Source organism: Massilia sp. S19_KUP03_FR1 (assembly GCF_036688685.1).
GTDB lineage: Bacteria > Pseudomonadota > Gammaproteobacteria > Burkholderiales > Burkholderiaceae_D > JALYUM01.
In genome coordinates this window covers 146,558-164,191 of record NZ_JAQQPS010000012.1, presented here as the reverse complement: position 1 = coordinate 164,191, position 17,634 = coordinate 146,558, and the positions used below count along the sequence as shown (strand labels likewise).

Sequence of the window (17,634 nt, the reverse complement as noted above, 5' to 3'; positions counted from 1 at the left end):
ATGAAAACAACAAATCTTGCGCAAGCATTGGCTATTGATTGTCAGCTGAGATTGCCAGGCAGTGCCGGGCGCTTACTTAAACAGATTCGAGATATTGAGCAAGTAGCCCCCTTATTTCGAGATGCCGGTTTAATTAAGGCAGTCAAGCGGCCATCTGTCGTCAATCTCACGGTCTCCGGCATTGCGAGTCACTCATGTATTCACCGTGCTCTGGGTGGCTTTATCTACGCATCCGCAGCTGTGCGGACGGATTTAACGATTCAGGACAATAAGGTCAGTACGGCTGGGACTGATTCAGTCTCCGAGCTGGACGACATCGATTTCGAAGCGCAGAGAAAACGCCTGGACTTGGTGGAGATGAGACACTGTTATGCCCTGGTAGATCGGCTGTTGCAGCAGGGTGTTTCTGCCAACCTGATTCTGATCGATACGCCGCTTTTCATTGATCGGGAGATGATTCCCCTGAAGCGCAATGTGCGGCATTGGGCAGAGTTTGAAAAGACCAGAGACGTTATCGAAAAGTTTTGGCAGAACAACCGGAAAACCCTGTTTCCATGGAATCAGGAAGGTCCTGTGCTCGTCAGTATTCTGGCTGAGCGCTTCTCCGCGATTGTTAGTATCGCTCGTCAAGATTTGCGAACTGAAGAAGGCCGCAAGCATATTTTGACCACCGATGGCTTTGCACCGGAATCGGCCGCCATGCTCGAAGGCCTGGAAAGTCGGCTGAGCGGCATTGGTGATACGCGTTTTATCAATGGAATATTGGGCAATTTCAACCGAACTATCGCTTTTCGGATGACCGAGAATCGCTCTAGAATGGAGCCCGCTAGTGAGGTAACCCAAGGCGTTATCGGTTTTCACTTTCGCAGCGCTCGCGCAAGTCAAATAAAAATGGCTCAGTTGGCTGGCGAAGAGTCCGACTGGAATTCTGCTTTGCTGGACACCGTTTCATCGCGATTGATGATTCTGGATATGCAGAGCCAGAAGAAAGCCATGCCACTTCCGCAGTTGCTAAGTCGGCAGCAACTTAATATTCTCGAAAAGTTCTCTGCCTATTACCAGCAGGGGTTAAATGAAGCATTGCGCAGTAACGACGTGGAAAGCACGTGGTTGTCCGGTCTTGATGAAGGGTTTGAATCATGAAACACAAAGTACTTGGAAAGCTGGTTGGTAACACTGGTGACGCAGCACAGCTGACGATGGTGGTTCAGGATTCCTTTTCTATACGTCGAGGAGAGTTTGTCCGCATCATGCATCAGGAGCGCGCGGATGAAAGCATTGTGCCGGTGCTTGGGCGAGTCACCAAAATTACCCGAACCAATATGCTGTTCAACGCTGGATTTGGTGATGGCGTGACTGAACTCGAGTTGCTCCCCGGTGCAAGTGTCACAGGCGAGAATCTCTACGCAAATGTCGCGCTGGTCGGCTACCGCGATCCTGTATCTCGCCAGATAAAAATTCCACGCCGTCCTCTAGATCCAGGTGCCGCCGTTGAAACGGTCGATTTCCAATTTCTAAGCGACTTCTACGAGTTTAACGAACACACCAGTTTACACCTCGGAAATCTTGTTGGCTATGAGCGCGGCGAAAACACGGTCCCGGTTTTTTTGGATGTAAACAAACTGGTCACTGAGCACATGGCTGTATTGGCGATGACGGGATCGGGTAAGTCCTATACTGTCGGCCGTATCATTGAACGCTTGGTTGCACTGAACAATGGAACCGTTGTTGTTTTCGATCCCCATGGAGAGTATGGAAAGGCCCTGGCGAAGGGGCAATTGAATTTCTCGGGAGGCCTGTCGGAGAGCGAAGACGGACGCGATCGTACGGCGCTTCCCAAAATCCGCGAAACCTTCGAACGATTGCAGGAAGCCGGAGCTGGCATACATGTTTACACGCCACAAAATGAATCGTTCAAACACAAGTACGCTGGCAAGAACACCCAGCTTGCGCTGCAGTTCGATCACTTTGAGATGGATGATGTGGCAGAGATTCTGCCCGGGCTTACCGAGCCACAGCAGCGTGTGCTTGATGTTGCTTTGCGCTATTGGCGGACGGCAGACAAGACCGAACCACGGGACATCAATCGCCTTCGACATCTCCTCGGAGATGGCATCGAAGAGTTACGCGAGTGGGACGACCTTTCTGAAGCGGAAGGCAAAGCATTGAATGGCCGTAGTGCTGCGGTGACATCAATGAAGCTGTCGCGGGTACTCAACGAGGCGCAAAGCTTCTACTCTGCTGCTATGTCAGCTCCGACAGACATATACAATATGGTTGGACGTCCTTCGAATAAACAAGGGCGACTCGTTGTGATCGATCTGCAAGGGCTGAGTGATACGGCTAAACAGGTAATCTGCGCGCTGCTTTCGAGTGAGATTTTGCGCGCAGCTTCCAGCAAGACAGATCCGCTTCGCCCTTGTTTCTTGGTTTACGAAGAAGGTCATAATTTCGCGCCCGCAGGCGGAAATGCGGTCAGTCACCGAATCATCAAGAAAATTGCTGGCGAAGGTCGCAAGTTCGGCGTGGGCTTTGCCATCGTTAGCCAACGTCCATCAAAGCTGGACGCGGACGTGACATCGCAATGCAACACCCTGATCACCATGCGCCTAAAGAATCCGGACGACCAGCGATTTATCGCAAAAGCATCTGACATGGTAAGCAAGGCGGACTTGGACGAGTTGCCGAACTTATCAACGGGTGAGGCATTGGTATGTGGGCGATCAATTCCTGCGCCATTACTGGTCAAGGTTGGAGGTAAGGCACTAATACATGGCGGTGAATCGCCTGAGGTGCTGCGAGTTTGGGGGAGTTTTGGTGACTGACCTCACAGAGCGTATTTGTGCCGAAATGTCCTCATTGGAATTTGTCGATCGCAGTTACCCCATGCTGTCTACCTGGGGTGTGCGCGACGAGGACGTCTTAATCCACAGCTTGGGTTGCAGTGCATGGAATGAGCTAGGATCTCATATAGGCTACATGGCGGTGTCAGAGTGTCCGGTGCCGATGACGCATGGCGCGGACATTCGGGCCGACTCTACCTGGTTTAGTCGAACCCAACGCACGCCTGATGTCTTGATTGAGTTCGAACGCTTCGATGGAACTGACCGGGGGCACAAAAAACTCGATGAGAAGATTTGTAATTTACTTGAAGCATCCTTGAGGTGGGGGGATGCCCCTTCTGTTCTGATTCTTTCGGCATGGAACAAAGGAGTTGTATCTGCGCCAAATAAAGACGGGTTTGTACAGCGATGCCGACAAGGCTTCAAATCGTCGGTTGGTGCGCAGGTGCCGCCACTGAGAAATACAGCGGTTCTGTTTAGCAGGTTTATTTTCGAAATTGAGTGCGGCGGAACTCTGCTTCTCAAACAGATTCGCTGCGAAAGGTTGATGTGAATATTAAGTCCGCACACTTTCTGCCGGGAACCAATAAGCATTTAGGGGATAGATATCTGTTACTCGAATGCCTCGGCGACGGCAGTCATGGTTGGGTATGGCGGGCGGAGAGGCTATCGGACGGCACAATCGTCGCAGTGAAGATTCCGAAAGACCTCACAAAAGATGATCGCCTACTTTCCGAAGGCAAAGAGCTACTCACATTAGATCCACATCCCAATATCGTTCGGATTTGCGATATGGGGAGAATTCCGCCGGAGAACGAATGGTTCTTCATTGAAATGGAGTACTTTCCGAGCCAAAGCCTTGCCCAAAAACTGGAGCAACGAAGCCAAAACTTCGGCAACACGTTTGAGCGGCTGTTTAACATCTACGCGCAGGTGCTCGATGCGGTTGGTTTTTTGGCGATGTTGCCAATACCTATCTCACATGGAGATATCAAGCCGCACAATATTCTCGTGGGTGCCGGAGATTTGGTGAAGTTGACTGACTTTGGGAGCTCCGCTCTGCCCGAAGAAATTTATGTTCGAACCAGAGAGAACGGCGGCACTGTTCTGTACGCTGCGCCAGAGTTTTCTGACAGTGTTTCGCGCAAGGGAACTTTTGATGACTTGCTGCGAGGCGACATCTACAGCCTAGGCGTTCTCTTGTACCAGCTGTTAACGGGGCAACTCCCTCATGACACGCCCTCTCAAGTTCGTCGCCATGCACCATTCAAGCGCCCCAGCGAAATCAACGCTAACATCGTGCCCATAATTGATGAGCTGATCCTTAAGTGCATGCAGAGAGTCCCTTCCGATCGATATCACGATATTGCATCGCTCCGCAGCGTTTTTGAGCAGGCAAGGCAACATCAATTAAATGCTCCGCATTATTCCATAACGTCTTTTGGTGGGCAGGTTTCGGTTGATTGGTCGGCATCAGTGGTCAAGGCTCTGGAGACAAAAGACTACCTAAAGGCGGCAGGACTAGCGGGGGATGAGTTTGCCCGCACTGGCGATTCCGCGGCGTTGTTGCAACAGCTCAATGCGCTCTATCGCGCAAACAGGCTGTTTGAGTTCGAAAAAGTATTCCATCGAGGATACAAGATCGTCTTGCAGGGAAACGATCAACAGTTGATCCGGCTGCTTGGTATTAAGGCATTCCTGACGCTTCGTAAAATCGATCCCGCAAAAAATCTCATTCAAGATGCCGAAAATCAGGAAGGCGAATCGTTAGAACTTGATTTCTTGCGAGCGACGCTGTTTGGCTTGGAGGCCAATTTTTCGGGGGCTCGCGCAGCACTTGAAGCGATCAATAGGAAGTCCCCGAGCAAACCGCAAGTTCTAATCCGGCTAATTCAAGTTTGCGAGCAAATGCGGGACTATTCTGCGGCTGCAGGATATTTAAAGCACGCTTTACGGGTAATCAATAACTCGATGGAATTGGAAGCTAAGCGGGAACGTTACCAGGGGCTAGGACTATGGTAACTGGTGGGTTCGACATCGAAGATGTCCACGTGACGCCGAGAGGCGAAAAATGGCCTTGAATCTGGCAAAAGCCGTACTCCATTGCTTGAGATCACGTGCCGAAGAGAAGCTGACGGCAAGGCAGATTGCTGAATGGATTTTTAGCACATATCCTGGTGAGTGCCAGGAGAAGAAGTCGAATAGTCGCAGTGACTACATCAAAACTGATGGTGATTTGGTGCAACAGTTAGTCGCTGAGATCAGCTCGCAGCGCCCCCGTTTACAAAAACGGCACCCTGAGTTGAAGACCACTGAAGGTCGACCGCGCAAGTATTACTACACAGAGAAGTCGGACGTCGCCGAAGTCGCTGCGGCTGAGAGCGTGGTCGTCGTTCCGTTGGCCGATAGTAGCGATTCCACGCTCGGCGAGTACGCCATGTATCCGCTGCTCTCGCTGTATCTGTGGGAAGAATTTGGCGTCTACTCGAAGCGCATTGACGAAAAGCGTTCATCGAACAAGCGCGGGCCAAACGGCAACCGCTGGCTATACCCGGACGTGGTCGGGATGGAGGACCTGGGCGCCGAGTGGCACCAGGAGGTGCGGGACTGCGTGAATCAGTACTCCGACAAACGCACCAAGCTGTGGTCGTTTGAGGCCAAGTTGTTGATCAATCGGTCGAACGTGCGCGAGTGCTTTTTCCAGGCGGTTTCCAACTCGTCGTGGGCGAACTTCGGCTATCTGGTCGCGGCGGAGATCGAGGGCCAAGATACGCTCAAGGAGCTGCGAATGCTGTTCGCTGCGCACGGCATCGGCCTGATCAAACTGGATGCCGACAACCCGGCAGAAAGTCAGGTGTTGATTCCAGCCCGTGAAAGGGACGAGATCGATTGGGACATGGCCAACCGGCTGGCCACCGAGAACCGGGATTTTCTGGAGTACGTGAAGCTGGTAAAACAGTTCTACCAGATTGGTGAAGCAAGGCTGGCAGATTGGGATGTGTCTTAGACGCTGGAGTGAGGGTTATTATTCCAGCCGAAACGTGAACCTAATGCTTGTTTACAAATTAGATGCGCGCGACTCATCTAGAATTTTAGGTCCATAAAGGTGGTGGGTAGTCCGCAGCAGGCTGTGATCGTTCGAGGGCACTTCTACAGACACCGTCTCCGCCAGCACTAAATGAAAAAGCCACCTTCGGGTGGCTTTTTCATTTGTTGCGCCAGCGGAGACGCGCGAGCCATCTGCATGGCTCGCGCGTCTTGGCGCGTCCCGCCCCGAATCGCCCATCTGCTATGGCAACGCGCACAGCGCAGCGCGCCGAGCGCGCTTCGTATCTCCCATTTCTGCACTCAATGCGCCCAACGCACAGCAAACCGACCAAACAACTGCGCAACCTCCGCCACAGTCGCTGCATCTGGATAGCCATGCACGGCACCCGCCTTCAACGCCGCATCCTCACACCCGACCGCGCGAAACTCCTGCAACACGTAATTCGCCACCCCCATCTCCGCCAGCGTCCTCGCAAGATCGAGCAGCACTTCAGGCGGCAGCAAAAAAGGGTGAATGGTGGTCCGGCATTCATAGGCAACGCCGCTCTCTATAATTGCCTGTACACATGCTCGCGCCGGATCGCCACTGTTGCGCACACCGGTGATGGCCGCATATCTGGAAAAGGGCGCCTTGATGTCGAAACCAATCCAGTCGAGCAGCGGCAGCACCCTGGCCAATCGGTCGGGGTAGATGCAGGCCGTGTGCAGGCCGACGCGAAAGCCCAGTGCACGCACTTCGGCAATCGCGTCGGGCAAGGCCGGATCGGTGGTGGGCTCGCCGCCACTGAAGACCACTGCGTCGAGGAGGCCGACGCGCCTTTCCAGGAAGTCGCGCGTCTCCCGCCATGACACTTGCGCGGGCTGCTTGCGCGATTGCAGATGGGGATTGTGGCAATAGCTGCAGCGCCACGCGCATCCGTTCACGAAGACCACCGCCGCCAGCTGGCCCGGATAGTCCGTGGCGCTGAACGGCGCAACCCCGCCGATTTGCAGTTGACGGGGGGCCATGTCAACCGACCGCTGCCAGCTGTTGCTCACGGAAGTATTTTCGTTCGTGGAACTCGCCTTGCTTGCCGATGTTGAACGAGGACAGCGGACGGTGATAGCCCATCACGCGGGTCCAGATTTCGCAAGGCTGACGCTCGCTATCGAGGAGGATCACGGGGGCGACCGCAAGCGGCTGGGTTGTCATGGCAATGTTCATGTGGTTTCCTTGTTGCTGTTAATGTCAAACTTGGGTGGAACGGATGTGTGCGCCTTTCGCGCGACCAGGTCGGCGTCGCACTTGGGGCAGAAGGCATGGCTGCCGTGCAGGTAGCCATGCTTGGGGCAAATCGAAAAGGTGGGCGTGATGGTGATGTAAGGCAGTCCGAAGCGGCTCAGCGCCCGTTTGACCAGCGTGCGGCAGGCGTCGGCGCTCGACAGTGCCTCCGTCATGTACAAATGCAGCACGGTGCCGCCGGTGTATTTGCGTTGCAGCGCATCCTGCTGCTCAAGCGCTTCGAACGGGTCGTCCGTGTAACCGACCGGCAATTGCGTCGAGTTCGTGTAGTACGGCTGTTCCACCGTGCCGGCTTGCAGGATGTCCGGGTAACGTTTCCGGTCTTCCCTGGCGAAGCGGTACGTCGTCCCTTCGGCGGGCGTGGCCTCCAGGTTGTACATGTGTCCGGTCTCGTCCTGGAATTGCCGCATGCGGGCGCGGACATGGTCGAGCAGGCGCAATGCCATGGCGTGGCCAGCAGTGGTCGTGATTTCGACATTGCCGCGGGGGTCGAAGTTGCGCAGCATCTCGTTCACACCGTTCACGCCGAGCGTCGAAAAATGGTTGCGCAGCGTGCCCAGGTAGCGTTTGGTGTACGGGAACAAACCGTTGTCCATGTGCCCTTGAATCACCTTGCGCTTGATTTCCAGGCTTTGCTTGCCCAGGTCGAGCAGGCGGTCCAGCGCCGCGAGCAAACCGGCCTCGTCGCCCTGGTGCAGGTAGCCCAGGCGCGCGCAATTGATCGTGACCACGCCGAGCGAGCCGGTTTGTTCGGCCGAGCCAAACAGGCCGTTGCCGCGCTTGAGCAGCTCGCGCAGGTCAAGCTGCAGGCGGCAGCACATTGAGCGGATCATGTTCGGTTTCAGTTCGGAGTTCAGGAAATTCTGGAAGTAGGGCAGGCCGTAGCGCGCCGTCATTTGGAACAGCAGCTCGGCGTTCGGGCTGTACCAGTCGAAGTCTTCGGTGATGTTGTAGGTCGGGATCGGGAACGTGAACACGCGCCCCTTGGCATCGCCCCCCATCATGACGTCAATGTAGGCGCGGTTGATCAGGTCCATTTCCACTTGCAGGTCGCCATACGTGAACGGCATCGCTTCGCCCGCGACAATCGGCACCTGCTCGCGCAGGTCTTCCGGGCAGACCCAGTCGAAGGTGAGGTTGGTGAACGGCGTCTGGGTGCCCCAGCGCGACGGGACGTTCAGGTTGAAGATCAGTTCCTGCATGTATTGGCGCACCTCGTCATAGCGCAGATTGTCCTTGCGCACGAAGGGCGCCATGTAGGTGTCGAAGGAACTGAAGGCCTGGGCGCCGGCCCACTCGTTTTGCAGGGTGCCGAGGAAATTGACGATCTGCCCGACCGCGCTCGACATGTGGCGCGGCGGCGCCGATTCGATCTTTCCCGGCACGCCGTTGAGTCCTTCTGCGAGCAGCATGCGCAGTGACCAGCCGGCGCAGTAACCGGCCAGCATGTCGAGGTCGTGGATGTGCAGGTCGGCGTCGCGGTGGGCCTGGCCGACTTCGGGTGGATAGACATGGTCGAGCCAGTAGTTCGCAATGACCTTGCCGGACACATTGAGGATCAGGCCGCCCAGCGAATAGCCCTGGTTGGCATTCGCGTTGACGCGCCAGTCCTGGCGGTCGAGGTACTCGTTCATCGACGACGCGACATCGACCAGCGACGAGCGGTCGCGGCGCAGCTTCTGGTGCTGTTCGCGGTAGACGATATACGCGCGCAGCGTGCGGCGATGCCCGGCGTCCCACAGGACTGCCTCCACCGTGTCCTGGATCAGCTCGACATCGAGTGGCGCGCCGGTCGGCAGCGCGGCCAGGCGCGACAGCGTCGTGCCGCCCAGAACCAACGCCGTGTCGGCGGCGTATTCACCGCTGGCGGCGCCGGCACGCGTCAGCGCGGCGATGATGTTGTGCGTCGAAAAATTCGCAATGGCATCGTTGCGCTTGCGGATCAATAAGGGTGGATTGGGAGTCGCCATGATTGCCTCTGTTACTAGATGTAGTAGATTGATGAAGGTAATCCACTGCATATAGTGGCGTCAACGAAGAGTTTGAGAATTATCAATATCCTTGATGCAGGTCATCGTTCAGCTGTGGCGTGCCTACAGGAACATGGCATGGACCAGGTTGCGCCACAATGAACAGCACGCGCACTGCCAGCGCCCTGGCGTTTTCCGTCGGCGCGAACCGGCATGCAATTGCCGCCAGCAGGCTGGCCATGGCGCAGCGCAGGTGCACGGCTTCGTGCGCGCGAGCAGTCGCCTTGTCCCGGTAAGTCGAGCGCGTCGAGTACGCACACCCTGGGCCCGGACGGTTCGAGGCCGCAGACCTCGCGTTCGGCAACCCGGCTTTCCGGGCGGCGGTGGCGGTAAACATTGGCTTACCTTTTTGATGTCAGCTCGCCTTGTTACGTTTCACCAAGCGAAGAATCGTTGATGTGCCTCAAGGATCAAAGAATCGGCTCCGGGATACAGTGCGGCCTCTAATTATCTTTAGGCAAAACTCATGCAGTTGAACATGTTGCAAAGATTTACGTTGAAGGACAAATTGCTGTTGCCGATCGTCCAGGGCGGCATGGGCGTGGGCGTCTCGGCCCACCGGCTCGCCGGCAGCGTGGCGGCGCTCGGTGCAATGGGCACCATTGCCAGCGTCGATTTGCGGCGCCACCATCCTGACCTGATGGCCAGCGCCGGCCGCGACGGCGCCCGGATCGATGCCGCCAACCTGCTTGCCCTCGACCGCGAGATCGTCATGGCGCGCCAGATCGCGCAGGGCAGGGGCATGGTCGCCGTGAATGTGATGCGCGCCGTCACCCAGTACCCGGCGCTGGTGCGCCAGGCGTGCGCCAGCGGCGCCGATGCGCTGGTGGTCGGCGCCGGCCTGCCGCTCGATTTGCCCGATCTGACCAGGGATCATCCCGACGTGGCGCTCATTCCCGTGCTCTCCGACGTGCGTGGCATTGCCACGCTGCTGAAAAAATGGATGCGGCGCCAGCGCCTGCCCGACGCCATCGTGATCGAAAATCCGCGCTACGCTGCCGGCCATCTCGGCGCGCCGGATGCGGCCGGCGTCGACGATCCGCGCTTCGGTTTTGCCGTGGTACTGGAAGGCGTGCATGCCCTGCTGCGCGAACTGGGAATCGACGCCGAACGCATTCCCCTCATCGTGGCCGGTGGCGTCCATGCGCCCGGCCAGGTGCGCACCTTGCTGGACCTGGGCGCGAGTGCCGTGCAACTGGGCACGCCGTTTGCGGTGACGACGGAAGGCGACGCCTGCGACGGCTTCAAGCGCGTGCTGCTCGACGCGCAACCGGCCGACACGGTTGTGTTCATGAGTGCCGCCGGACTGCCCGCGCGCGCAGTGCGCACGCCCTGGCTGATGCGCTACCTGGACAAGGAGCCGCGGCTCCAGCAGAAGGCGAAAGCCAAGCCATGCACGGTCGGCTTCGACTGCCTGCAACAGTGCGGCTGGCGCGACGGCAATGCCCGCGCGGGCCAGTTCTGCATCGACACGCAGCTGGCGTTTGCCTTGCAGGGCGACCGCCAGCGCGGGCTGTTCTTCCGCGGCAGCGAGCCCTTGCCGTTCGGCGCGGCGCTGCGCACCGTACGTGAACTGATCGACTATATGCTGAACGGCGTCGCGCCCGCCTAGTCACTTTGGCAGGGGCCGCTAGGCCGCTTGCGTTGCATAAAACACCTTCCTGCCAATTGGCGGCCGGGCCCGCTCCACCTACCCTGATGTTATACCAAAGACCTCAGGAGAATCACGTGGCAAGCAACAACAAGGCAGTGCGGGTACTGGCCAGCAGCACGGTGTCGTTCACGATCTGTTTCGCGATCTGGATGATGTTCGCGGTGCTCGGCATCCCGATCAAAAAAATGCTGGGACTGAACGAAACCCAGTTCGGCCTGCTGGCCGCCATGCCGGTGCTGAGCGGCTCGCTGGTGCGGGTACCGCTGGGCATCTGGTGCGACAAATACGGCGGGCGCATCGTGTTCTTCCTGCTGATGCTGGTCTCGGTGATCCCGATCTACCTGATCGGCAAAGCCACGGCGTACTGGCAGTTCCTCGCGCTCGGCCTGGTGGTCGGTGTCGTCGGCGGCTCGTTCTCGGTGGGCACACCCTACGTGGCGCGCTGGTTCTCGAAAGAGCGCCGTGGCCTCGCGATGGGTATTTTCGGCGCCGGCAATTCCGGTTCTGCGCTGACCAAGTTCGTCGCCCCCGCCATCATTACGGCGTACGGCTGGCAGATGCTGCCGACCGTGTACGCGGTCGCCATGCTGGTGACAGCCATCCTGTTCTGGCTGTTCAGCGCCACCGACCCCACCCACCAGAGCGGCGCGAGTGTGCCGTTCTCCGAGCAGATGAAGGTGCTCAAGGATCCGCGCGTCTGGCGCTACTGCCAATACTATTCGGTCGTCTTCGGCGGCTACGTCGGCCTGGCGCTGTGGATGACCAAGTACTACGTCGGCGAATACGGCTTCGACCTGCGCCTGGCAGCGTTGCTGGCCGCCTGCTTTTCCTTGCCGGGCGGCGTGCTGCGCGCACTGGGTGGCTGGATTTCCGACCGCTACGGGGCCTACAAGGTGACCTGGTACGTGATGTGGGTGTGCTGGGTGTGCTTCTTCCTGCTGTCCTATCCGCCCACGAGCATGGCCATCAAGACCGTCAACGGTGACCTGAACATGTCCCTGGCACTGACGCCGTGGATGTTCACCGGCCTGCTGTTCATCGTCGGCACCGCCATGGCCATCGGCAAGGCATCCGTCTTCAAATTCATTGGCGACGAATTCTCCGACAACATCGGCGCCGTCTCTGGGGTGGTGGGCCTGGCCGGTGGACTGGGCGGCTTCATCCTGCCGATCCTGTTCGGTGTGCTGCTCGACCTGACCGGCGTGCGCTCGAGCGCTTTCATGCTGCTTTACGGGTCGGTCTGCGTCTCGCTGGTGTGGATGCACTTCTCGTTCAAGCCCGACATCGCCGCTGCCGCCAAAGCCAGCGTCGCCTGACCTTTCAATCTGCAACTTGGAGCAATCATGAACAAATATGTTATCGATACCTGGGAACCGGAGAGCGACGCTTTCTGGCGCGCCGGGGGCAGTACCACGGCGAACCGCAACCTGTGGCTCTCGATTCCGGCGCTGGCGCTGGCCTTCGCCATCTGGATGGTGTGGAGCGTGGTGGTGGTCAACCTGCCCGCCATCGGCTTTCAGTACAGCTTCAACCAGCTGTTCTGGCTGACCGCCTTGCCCGGCCTGTCCGGCGCCACGCTGCGCATCTTCTATTCGTTCATGGTGCCGATCTTCGGCGGCCGCAAGTGGACGACTATTTCCACCGCCTCGCTGCTGATCCCGGCCATCGGCATCGGTTTCGCCGTGCAGGATGCCACCACCGGCTACCCGACCATGCTGATACTGGCGCTGCTGTGCGGCTTCGGTGGCGGCAATTTCGCCTCGTCGATGGCGAACATCAGCTTCTTTTACCCGAAAGCGAAAAAAGGCTACGCGCTCGGCATGAATGCCGGCCTGGGCAACCTGGGCGTCTCGGCCGTGCAGTTCGTGGTGCCGCTGGTGATCACCGCCGGCATCTTCGGCGCGCTGGGCGGCGCGCCGCAAAGCGCCGTCAAGGCGGGCCAGACCAGCACCCTGTGGCTGCAGAATGCCGGCTTCATCTGGGTGCCGTTCATCCTCCTGTCGAGCGTGCTCGCCTGGTTCGGCATGAATGACCTGGCCTCGGCCAAGGCCTCGTTCGCCGAGCAGGCCGTCATTTTCAAGCGCAAGCACAACTGGATCATGTGCTGGCTCTACACCGGCACGTTCGGCTCGTTCATCGGTTACTCGGCCGGTTTTCCCCTGCTGATCAAGACCCAGTTCCCCGACATCAATCCCTTGCAGTACGCCTTCCTCGGCCCGCTGGTCGGTGCGCTGGCCCGGGTCCTGGGTGGCTTCATTGCCGACAAGCTGGGCGGCGCACGGGTCACCGTGTGGACCTTCGCCGCCATGATCGCCGCTGCGTATGGCGTGATCTCGTTCTTGCCGCATGCCGGCTCAAGCGGCGACTTCACCGGGTTCTTCTGGATGTTCATGCTGCTCTTTGCCGGCACCGGTGTCGGTAACGCGTCGACCTTCCGCATGATCCCGGTGATTTTCCTGACCGAACACCAGCGCGCGGCTAAGGGCAAGAGCGCCGAAGTCCAGCACCAGGCCGTCATCGATGCCAACAAGGAGGGCGCCGCCGTACTGGGCTTCACCTCGGCCGTGGCAGCCTACGGCGCATTCTTCATTCCGAAAAGCTACGGCACGTCGATCGCCCTGACCGGCGGCCCGGACGCGGCCCTGTGGTGCTTCATCGCCTTCTACGTCAGCTGCATCGGCATCACCTGGTGGTACTACGCGCGCAAAAACGCTGCCATGCCATGCTGACCTTCGCTGACAACGGCCAGCAGGACGCGTCCATCGCGTTCGACGTGGACGTGGTGCGCGCACTGAACCAGCCGGGCCCGCGCTACACGTCGTATCCGACGGCCGACCGTTTCAGCGGCGACTTCGGGGCGTCCCACTACGCCGACGCCGTGGGGCGGGCCCGCGCGGCAGCGCGCGCCGCGGCGCTGTCGCTGTACGTGCATATTCCGTTCTGCGAGTCGCTCTGCTACTACTGCGCCTGCAACAAGATCGTCACGCGCGACCACGCCAACGCGGTCGAATACCTGGTGTACCTGAAGCGCGAGATCGCGCTGCAGGCCGTGCTCTGGGGCCCGGGCCGGCGCGTCGACCAGCTCCATTTCGGCGGCGGCACGCCGACCTTTTTGCGCGACGCGCAGATGGACGATCTGCTGGCCAGCCTGCGCGCGCAGTTCGATTTCGCGTCCGACGAAAACGGCGAATTCTCGATCGAGGTCGACCCCCGCACCGTCACACCGGCCCGCGTGGCGGTGCTGCGGCGCCAGGGCTTCAACCGCATCAGCCTGGGCGTCCAGGATATCGACCCGGCCGTGCAACAGGCGGTCAACCGTATCCAGCCGCATGCGCAGACGCTCGCCATCATGGCCACCGCCCGCCAGGCCGGCTTTCGGTCGATCAGTGTCGACCTGATTTATGGCTTGCCGCTACAAAGCGTGGCCAGCTTCGGCCCCACGCTCGACCAGATCGTGGCCGCGCGGCCGGACCGCATTGCGGTCTACAATTACGCCCACATGCCGCGCCTGTTCAAGTCGCAGAACATGATCGACGTGGCCACGCTGCCGGACGCCGACACCAAGCTGGCCATGCTGGGCCTGTGCATCGCGCGCCTGACCGCGGCCGGCTACGTGTATATCGGCATGGACCATTTCGCGCTGCCCGACGACGACCTGGCGGTGAGCCAGCGCGCCGGCACCTTGCAGCGCAATTTTCAGGGCTACTCGACCCACGCCGACACCGACATGGTGGCGCTGGGCGTCTCGGCCATCAGCGCCGTCGGTGCGACCTACAGCCAGAACGAGAAAACGCTGCCGGCCTACTATGCGCGGCTCGATGCCGGCGCCTTGCCCATTGCGCGCGGCATCGTGCTCGACGCCGACGACCTGCTGCGGCGGCGCGTGATCGGCCGCCTGATGTGCGACTTCGCGCTCGATTTCGGCCGGCTGACGGTGCCGGACGGCGTGGCGCCGGCGGTGTATTTTGCCGGCGCGCTGCAGCGCCTGGCGCCGTTGGCAGAGCAGGGCCTGGTCGAGATCGACGCGCGCGCCATCCGCGTGACGCCGCGCGGCCGCCTGGTGATCCGGAATATCTGCATGGCCTTCGACCGCCACCTGCATGCGCCGCCGGCCGAAGGTCCGGCCGCGCCACGCTATTCGAACACGATCTGACGCCGCCATGGCGCATTCCAGGATCAGGGTGGCATCTTTTTTGTCGAAGGTACCGCTGTTCAATTCGATGCTGCCGGACGAACTGGCCCGCATCGCGCTCGGCGCCACCACGTTGCAGGTCGAGCGCGGCACGATCGTTTTTCGCCGTGGCGACGTGTGTGCCGGCGTTCACGTGGTGCTGTACGGCCGGATCAAGTTGTCGTTCATCTCCGCCGGCGGCGCTGAAAAAGTCATGGAGCTGATCGGGCCCGGACAAAGCTTTGGCGAGGCATTGATGTTCATGGAGCGCGACTACATCGTCACCGCCCAGGCCGTGGAAGACAGCATGCTGCTGCACGTGGCCAAACCGGTCATCTTCCGCGAGATCAACGACGACCCCGGCTTCGCACGCAAGATGCTCGCCGGCCTGAGCCAGCGCATGCATGCGCTGATGTGCGACGTGGAATCGATATCGCTGCGCACCGGCACCCAGCGGGTGGCGGCCTACCTGCTCAAGGATATCGGCGACGACGATGCCACGACGATCACCTTACCCGTGGCGAAAGCGGTCGTGGCGTCGCGCCTGAACCTCACGCCTGAACACTTTTCGCGCATCCTGGCCGACCTCAGTACCCGCAAGATGATTGCCTTCTGCGGCCGCACCGTCAGCATTCTCGACAATGGTGCATTGCGCCGCTGCGCCGGTTGATCTGCCCTCACACGCAAAGGAGCTCCTCGATGCAGGACATTGAAAAATTCGTCCACGGCTTTACCCGCTTTCAGCAGCAGTACTTCAGCGATCCGCAGACCCTGCCGGACAATTTGCGCGTGGGCCAGCGGCCTTCGACGCTGGTGATCGGTTGCTGCGACGCGCGCGTCGATCCGATGCTGCTGACCGGCAGTGCGCCGGGCGAGCTGTTCGTGGTGCGCAACATCGCCAACCTGGTGCCGCCGTGTACCCCGCACGCGCCACCGGGTGTCAGTTCGGCCATTGAATTTGCCATCTGCAACCTGGAGGTGGCGCGTGTGATCGTGCTGGGCCATTCCCACTGCGGCGGCATCCGCGCGTTGATGGGGCCGCGCACGCCCGTGGCCGAGACCGATTTCGTCGGCCAGTGGATGCGGATCGCCGAGCCGGTGGCGCGCCAGGTCATGCGCGAACTGGCCCACCGCAACAGCGCCGAACAGCATCACGCCTGCGAACTGGCCAGCATACTGCATTCGCTGGACAACCTGCTGACGTATCCGTGGCTCAAGCGCCGCGTGGAGCAGGGCCTGGTGAAATTGCACGGCTGGTATTTCGATATCGAAGCCGGTGCGCTGATGGCGTATTCCGCCAGGCAGCAGCGATTTTTGCCACTGGTGTGCCCACTGGAGCCAGGGCGCGATGCGCCGCTCGGCCGCTATGCTTTGATGCTGTAAAAGTTAACAAACTCATATGAAGGAAATTTGTATGGAAACGCGATTATTTGCATTCATCGGCGGAGACACTGGTCTTTGGCGGATCGTTGGAACGGAAACCATCGTTGGCAAGTCACTGCCTGAAGCGGCAAGGCTCAACGTGATATCTGCCGCAGAGTTGCAGCCAGAAACCGATGCGGGCTGGTTACTGCGCGGCATAACAAGCAATGAACGGTATGTCATGCGCGAAGAGAAGGATAAAATTGTGGCGAAGCAGCAAGGCCTGGCGCGCCCGGAAGCAACGTGCGCGGCGTTGATACCGCTCCGAAAAAACGCAGCCTGGTGGGCATTCACGCAAGACGAGCGCCGGCGCATTTTCGAAACGTCCAAGCACATCCAGATCGGGCTCAACTTTTTGCCTGCAATCGCACGCAAGCTTCACCATTGCCGCGACCTGTCTGAACATGAACCATTCGATTTTCTTAACTGGTTCGAGTTTGCGCCAAGCCATGAGGCTGAGTTTAACGCATTGCTTTCCGAACTACGTGCAACAGAGGAATGGCAGTACGTTGACAGAGAAGTCGATATCCGCCTCGTGCGCGAGGTGTGAGAGCGCAATCCTCGTTCGACCGCTGATGGGCGTTAGCGGCAGTCGGCACGCAGCGATAACGTGCGCATCAGCGCACCGTCACTTGCCGATATTTTTGGTGATCCGCCCATGCACGCCATCAGGCGTGCCGCAACATGTCGCCACTGCGGTCGAAGGCGACGAAACGATCCATGTCGCCGGCCTGGATCAGGCCGATCATCTGCTGCAGCGCCGCGTCGACCCGCGCGCTGGCAGGCAGCTGCCCGGCGCTGCCACCGAGCGTGCTGACCAGCACCATATCCCAGTGTGCGCCCATTCTGGCGGCTTCCTCCTTGAGGTTGGCGAACGTGTCGAGTTCGCCTACCTGTTTGGCCACGCACATGACCGGCACCAGCGTCTGGCGTGCCGCGGCGCGCACCGGTCCCGGTTCCGCTTCCGCGACGGCAAAGGCCAGCAACACTTGTTGCGGCTCCTCCTGCAGCGCAGCGGCAATGAGCAGCCCTTCGAAACTGTCGATATTCATTCTTGACTCTCCATGGTTCTACAACGCGCGCGACAACATGACGGCACCATGACTGTTATAGCGCGGCGGGCCATTGCTGCCTATCGGTGGCTGTGACTAGGCGGCTAGTCCCTTTGGCGGCGCAGGACTAGT

At 59.4% G+C, this 17,634-nt stretch carries 17 protein-coding genes; 12 read left to right on the top strand and 5 right to left on the bottom strand.

Going from position 1 to position 17,634, the window contains the following annotated elements:
- From V6M87_RS15125 to V6M87_RS15105, 5 genes are read left to right on the top strand one after another with little or no spacing between them, the layout of a single operon-like run.
- Window positions 1-1,143: a hypothetical protein gene (locus V6M87_RS15125; RefSeq protein ID WP_332877473.1), complete on the top strand. Its 1,143-nt coding sequence runs from the start codon at window positions 1-3 to the stop codon at window positions 1,141-1,143.
- Window positions 1,140-2,825, top strand: a complete 1,686-nt coding sequence (locus tag V6M87_RS15120) for an ATP-binding protein (RefSeq protein ID WP_332877472.1) — start codon at window positions 1,140-1,142, stop codon at window positions 2,823-2,825. The genes V6M87_RS15125 and V6M87_RS15120 overlap by 4 nt, the downstream gene beginning before the upstream one ends.
- A complete protein-coding gene (locus V6M87_RS15115; RefSeq protein ID WP_332877471.1) occupies window positions 2,818-3,396 on the top strand; it encodes a hypothetical protein in 579 nt (192 codons plus the stop codon). The genes V6M87_RS15120 and V6M87_RS15115 overlap by 8 nt, the downstream gene beginning before the upstream one ends.
- The gene (locus V6M87_RS15110) at window positions 3,393-4,865 is read left to right on the top strand and encodes a serine/threonine-protein kinase (RefSeq protein ID WP_332877470.1); all 1,473 of its coding nucleotides are present in this window, start codon (window positions 3,393-3,395) and stop codon (window positions 4,863-4,865) included. Before V6M87_RS15115 ends, V6M87_RS15110 begins: the two co-directional genes overlap by 4 nt.
- A 49-nt stretch (window positions 4,866-4,914) precedes the next feature.
- Window positions 4,915-5,850 carry a COG2958 family protein gene (locus V6M87_RS15105; protein ID WP_332877469.1) on the top strand — a complete coding sequence of 312 codons (936 nt, stop codon included), beginning with the start codon at window positions 4,915-4,917 and terminating at the stop codon, window positions 5,848-5,850.
- Window positions 5,851-6,191: 341 nt separating this feature from the next.
- Here the strand turns inward: V6M87_RS15105 and V6M87_RS15100 are convergent, their stop codons facing one another.
- The 4 genes from V6M87_RS15100 to V6M87_RS15085 all read right to left on the bottom strand — a co-directional run bounded on the left by V6M87_RS15100 (window position 6,192) and on the right by V6M87_RS15085 (window position 9,540).
- Window positions 6,192-6,899, bottom strand: a complete 708-nt coding sequence (locus tag V6M87_RS15100) for an anaerobic ribonucleoside-triphosphate reductase activating protein (protein ID WP_332877500.1) — start codon at window positions 6,897-6,899, stop codon at window positions 6,192-6,194.
- A gap of 1 nt (window position 6,900) precedes the next feature.
- Complete coding sequence (gene nrdD, locus V6M87_RS15095; protein WP_332877468.1) at window positions 6,901-7,095, bottom strand: anaerobic ribonucleoside-triphosphate reductase; 195 nt, start codon at window positions 7,093-7,095, stop codon at window positions 6,901-6,903.
- The gene (locus V6M87_RS15090; protein ID WP_332877467.1) at window positions 7,092-9,143 is read right to left on the bottom strand and encodes a ribonucleoside triphosphate reductase; all 2,052 of its coding nucleotides are present in this window, start codon (window positions 9,141-9,143) and stop codon (window positions 7,092-7,094) included. Before V6M87_RS15090 ends, nrdD begins: the two co-directional genes overlap by 4 nt.
- A gap of 82 nt (window positions 9,144-9,225) precedes the next feature.
- Window positions 9,226-9,540, bottom strand: coding sequence for a hypothetical protein (locus V6M87_RS15085; RefSeq protein WP_332877466.1), 315 nt, complete (start codon window positions 9,538-9,540; stop codon window positions 9,226-9,228).
- A 141-nt stretch (window positions 9,541-9,681) separates the two neighbouring features.
- On the opposite strand from V6M87_RS15085, the gene V6M87_RS15080 reads away from it, so the two are divergent.
- The 7 genes from V6M87_RS15080 to V6M87_RS15050 all read left to right on the top strand — a co-directional run bounded on the left by V6M87_RS15080 (window position 9,682) and on the right by V6M87_RS15050 (window position 17,000).
- The gene (locus tag V6M87_RS15080; protein ID WP_332877465.1) at window positions 9,682-10,815 is read left to right on the top strand and encodes an NAD(P)H-dependent flavin oxidoreductase; all 1,134 of its coding nucleotides are present in this window, start codon (window positions 9,682-9,684) and stop codon (window positions 10,813-10,815) included.
- Window positions 10,816-11,006: 191 nt separating this feature from the next.
- The gene (locus V6M87_RS15075; protein ID WP_332877499.1) at window positions 11,007-12,173 is read left to right on the top strand and encodes an MFS transporter; all 1,167 of its coding nucleotides are present in this window, start codon (window positions 11,007-11,009) and stop codon (window positions 12,171-12,173) included.
- Between the two features lie 27 nt (window positions 12,174-12,200).
- Window positions 12,201-13,586 carry a NarK family nitrate/nitrite MFS transporter gene (locus V6M87_RS15070; RefSeq protein WP_332877464.1) on the top strand — a complete coding sequence of 462 codons (1,386 nt, stop codon included), beginning with the start codon at window positions 12,201-12,203 and terminating at the stop codon, window positions 13,584-13,586.
- Window positions 13,580-15,010 (top strand): oxygen-independent coproporphyrinogen III oxidase, encoded by a 1,431-nt coding sequence (gene hemN / locus V6M87_RS15065; RefSeq protein ID WP_332877463.1) that lies wholly within the window; start codon window positions 13,580-13,582, stop codon window positions 15,008-15,010. The genes V6M87_RS15070 and hemN overlap by 7 nt, the downstream gene beginning before the upstream one ends.
- A gap of 7 nt (window positions 15,011-15,017) precedes the next feature.
- Entirely contained in the window at window positions 15,018-15,698 is a 681-nt protein-coding gene (locus V6M87_RS15060; protein ID WP_442920593.1) for a Crp/Fnr family transcriptional regulator, read from the top strand.
- A gap of 29 nt (window positions 15,699-15,727) precedes the next feature.
- Entirely contained in the window at window positions 15,728-16,411 is a 684-nt protein-coding gene (locus V6M87_RS15055; RefSeq protein WP_332877461.1) for a carbonic anhydrase, read from the top strand.
- Between the two features lie 31 nt (window positions 16,412-16,442).
- Window positions 16,443-17,000, top strand: a complete 558-nt coding sequence (locus V6M87_RS15050) for a chlorite dismutase family protein (protein ID WP_332877460.1) — start codon at window positions 16,443-16,445, stop codon at window positions 16,998-17,000.
- A gap of 118 nt (window positions 17,001-17,118) precedes the next feature.
- Here the strand turns inward: V6M87_RS15050 and V6M87_RS15045 are convergent, their stop codons facing one another.
- Window positions 17,119-17,502 (bottom strand): hypothetical protein, encoded by a 384-nt coding sequence (locus V6M87_RS15045; RefSeq protein ID WP_332877459.1) that lies wholly within the window; start codon window positions 17,500-17,502, stop codon window positions 17,119-17,121.
- Window positions 17,503-17,634 lie beyond the last annotated feature (132 nt).

Coding starts and splice junctions, on each gene's coding strand:
- V6M87_RS15125 (WP_332877473.1), top strand. CDS start 1: ATGAAAACAACAAATCTTGCGCAAGCATTGGCTATTGATTGTCAGCTG.
- V6M87_RS15120 (WP_332877472.1), top strand. CDS start 1,140: ATGAAACACAAAGTACTTGGAAAGCTGGTTGGTAACACTGGTGACGCA.
- V6M87_RS15105 (WP_332877469.1), top strand. CDS start 4,915: ATGGCCTTGAATCTGGCAAAAGCCGTACTCCATTGCTTGAGATCACGT.
- V6M87_RS15100 (WP_332877500.1), bottom strand. CDS start 6,899: ATGGCCCCCCGTCAACTGCAAATCGGCGGGGTTGCGCCGTTCAGCGCC.
- nrdD (WP_332877468.1), bottom strand. CDS start 7,095: ATGAACATTGCCATGACAACCCAGCCGCTTGCGGTCGCCCCCGTGATC.
- V6M87_RS15090 (WP_332877467.1), bottom strand. CDS start 9,143: ATGGCGACTCCCAATCCACCCTTATTGATCCGCAAGCGCAACGATGCC.
- V6M87_RS15085 (WP_332877466.1), bottom strand. CDS start 9,540: ATGTTTACCGCCACCGCCGCCCGGAAAGCCGGGTTGCCGAACGCGAGG.
- V6M87_RS15080 (WP_332877465.1), top strand. CDS start 9,682: ATGTTGCAAAGATTTACGTTGAAGGACAAATTGCTGTTGCCGATCGTC.
- V6M87_RS15075 (WP_332877499.1), top strand. CDS start 11,007: ATGATGTTCGCGGTGCTCGGCATCCCGATCAAAAAAATGCTGGGACTG.
- V6M87_RS15070 (WP_332877464.1), top strand. CDS start 12,201: ATGAACAAATATGTTATCGATACCTGGGAACCGGAGAGCGACGCTTTC.
- hemN (WP_332877463.1), top strand. CDS start 13,580: ATGCTGACCTTCGCTGACAACGGCCAGCAGGACGCGTCCATCGCGTTC.
- V6M87_RS15060 (WP_442920593.1), top strand. CDS start 15,018: ATGGCGCATTCCAGGATCAGGGTGGCATCTTTTTTGTCGAAGGTACCG.
- V6M87_RS15055 (WP_332877461.1), top strand. CDS start 15,728: ATGCAGGACATTGAAAAATTCGTCCACGGCTTTACCCGCTTTCAGCAG.
- V6M87_RS15050 (WP_332877460.1), top strand. CDS start 16,443: ATGGAAACGCGATTATTTGCATTCATCGGCGGAGACACTGGTCTTTGG.
- V6M87_RS15045 (WP_332877459.1), bottom strand. CDS start 17,502: ATGAATATCGACAGTTTCGAAGGGCTGCTCATTGCCGCTGCGCTGCAG.